We start from the raw sequence: 2606 nt of genomic DNA, 5'->3' as shown, positions 1-2606 counted from the left end.
AAAACCAATTAAAAAAGAGACTAAAAAAGAATCCAAAACCAGCAAATATATTGATAATATTGCTGATTTCTTCAATCAAAACAATGAGTCTAAGGATTATAAATCATCTAATGACGATTCTAAATTTGATAATAAGAAAACTGATTATAAATCTTCCAAAAGTGATAAATCAAGAGATGTTAAGTCTGATGTGATTTATAATAAGAAGACTAATAATAAAAATAATAAGAATAAGACTAAAAAGAATAAGTCTAAATCAAAGGATTCAAACAAGTCAAATAAGGAACAAAAATCTGCAGTTGTCAAACAGATTAAATTTAAAGAAAACATTTTCTCAGATATCCATGAAAAGATGACTAAGGATGAAGTCAATTCAAATAATTTGTTGAAAGTTCAATCAATTGCATTGGATTTGGAATTGTTTGAAAATGCTTATTTGGCTCCTGTTGTTCATAAACAGATAATAAGTGCTTTAAAGATGAATTTCTCTACAAGGCTATTTTCTGAATCCACATTGGATATCATATCCTCTGGAGAAGCTATTTCAAAGCTTGACAAGAAATTCCAGGATGCATTATTGAAGCTTCAAATTGACTTTTTAAGATGTGACTGCTATGAAAGACCATTTTGTGAATGCCTGCAGAGAGGAATTTCCTATTATATCATCAATCAAAGATTGAATGGAAAGGATCCTATTGACATTTCCAAATCATTGCTTAAGGAATATCAAATTCAAACATATCCTGGAGACATTTTCTCATGGTTGGATGCTTATGTGAGGAATTTGGATGCAATAAGAAGAATTGCAAGGGCATTTGGAGAAAAGGACATAGTTGAAAGTTCCGAAAAACTGATGAAGATTGTTGAATCTGGAAAGTAAAAAATAGAAAGAATAGTTAAAATAGAAAGAATAGTTAAAATAGGAAGAATAGTTAAAATAGAATAAATAGTTAAAATAGAGTAAAATAGTTTAAAATAAAGAAAAAACAGATAAAAAAGAGTGTGGATAATTAAAATTATTATCCATCATTAATAAACATTCTTAAAATTCTTGCAAGGAAATCTGGATTGTCATCAGAGCTTGAGCTGGAATAATAGCTTGAGCTTGAAGATGAATCTGAATTGAATATCTTATTGTATGCCTTATCTATCAGTTCACCGAATCCATTTCCATCATCATCAGAACTTTTATAATTATTTTTATTGTCATCTGAGTCTAAAAATGAGAAGAAGCCATTATCTTCAGAGCTGTCTAAATAACCATTATTGTTTTTATCCTGATTATCATCAATACTCGCTACAACCCAATCAGATAGACCACCAGTCATAGAATAAACTGCACTGCTGCAAACAAAAGCAATTAAAGCTATTACAACATAAACTAAAAATTTTGCTTTCTTATCTTCCATGATCTCACCTCATTGATTTAATTAAATATGATTATCAAAAATAATATTAAATCATTTAAACATATAAATTTATATATTGATAATATAAAATATTTTCTAATAGAGATATAAATGTTTTTCTAATTCTCAATAGATTTAATGAATGATACCATGAAGACAATAGCAAAACCCTTTCAGACATCAATAGATATCAAAAAATCTCAATTCATTTGCAGATTGTTTCCTGCACAGAATGAAAAGGAAGCAAAGGAGATAATAAAAGAGATATCTGAAGAATACAAGGATGCCACACATAACTGCACCGCTTATGTAGTCAGTGATGGAGAGGGATTCGATGATGATGGGGAACCTGGTGGAACTGCAGGAAGACCTATGCTTAATGTATTGAAGAAGAACGAAATGGAAAACATTGTAGCTATTGTAACAAGGTATTTTGGTGGAATCAAGCTTGGAGCGGGAGGTTTGGTTCGTGCATACAGTAAATCTGTTCTTGAGACTCTTTCTGTTGCAGAAATAGTGGATATGGAACTTTATGAAATATTCAGGTTCACCTTTGAATATCAGGACATCAAGACTATTGACAGCGAATTGAGGTCAAAGAGATTAGCTATTGTGGAAAAGCAGTATGAAGCTCAAGTGATTTATTTTGTAGCATCCAAAAATGTGGATATGGTAAACAATATTCAGGAAAAATTAGCTAATTCTGTGAAAATTGAGCATTTAGGAAGCAGATTTCTTGAAAAATTGGATTAGATGAATTTTTCTTAAACTATTTTTTTATTCACTTAAAATTTTTAAATTTTAAATGTCTTAAATCGCTCTTTTTTATCTAATTCAAAATGTAAGCAAGTAATTACTTGCACAAAATTATATATGTGCTTATTTTAAAATTATTATATGTTAGCAAGGTATTACTTGCAAAAAAACATTCGTACTATCTTTTTTAGATATAATGAATGTTATTAAAGAATAACTAGAATCTTTTGGGTGAATGAGGTATTATTCACAGTCATGATTTCATTTTTGTAAATAATTTAATGATTAAATTTATTAAAATTATAATTCATTTAATTGGTTAAATCTATTGCAATTCTAATATATTTAATGATTAAATTATTTTCTATTTTATAAATGATCTATTTTAAATCTTTTTTTCAACTTTGAGATTTTAATAATCAATTGCAGAACTCATATTAT

3 protein-coding genes are annotated in these 2606 nt (G+C 28.1%); 2 read left to right on the top strand and 1 reads right to left on the bottom strand.

From position 1 onward, the window contains the following. On the top strand, window positions 1–880 hold an 880-nt coding region (locus ACKI67_RS01915), incomplete at its 5' end, for a DUF5814 domain-containing protein (RefSeq protein WP_407461706.1). Between the two features lie 139 nt (window positions 881–1019). On the opposite strand, the gene ACKI67_RS01910 is transcribed toward ACKI67_RS01915, so the two are convergent. Further along, window positions 1020–1409 (bottom strand): hypothetical protein, encoded by a 390-nt coding sequence (locus tag ACKI67_RS01910; protein ID WP_407461705.1) that lies wholly within the window; start codon window positions 1407–1409, stop codon window positions 1020–1022. A gap of 138 nt (window positions 1410–1547) precedes the next feature. Between ACKI67_RS01910 and ACKI67_RS01905 the strand changes: the two genes are divergently transcribed. After that, entirely contained in the window at window positions 1548–2162 is a 615-nt protein-coding gene (locus ACKI67_RS01905; protein WP_407461704.1) for a YigZ family protein, read from the top strand. The last annotated feature ends 444 nt before the right edge of the window (window positions 2163–2606 follow it).

This window comes from Methanobrevibacter sp., assembly GCF_045577275.1.
Taxonomy (GTDB): Archaea; Methanobacteriota; Methanobacteria; order Methanobacteriales; family Methanobacteriaceae; genus Methanobrevibacter.
Note: the sequence above shows the minus strand (reverse complement) of the source record. Positions and strands in the feature narration are given on the sequence as shown.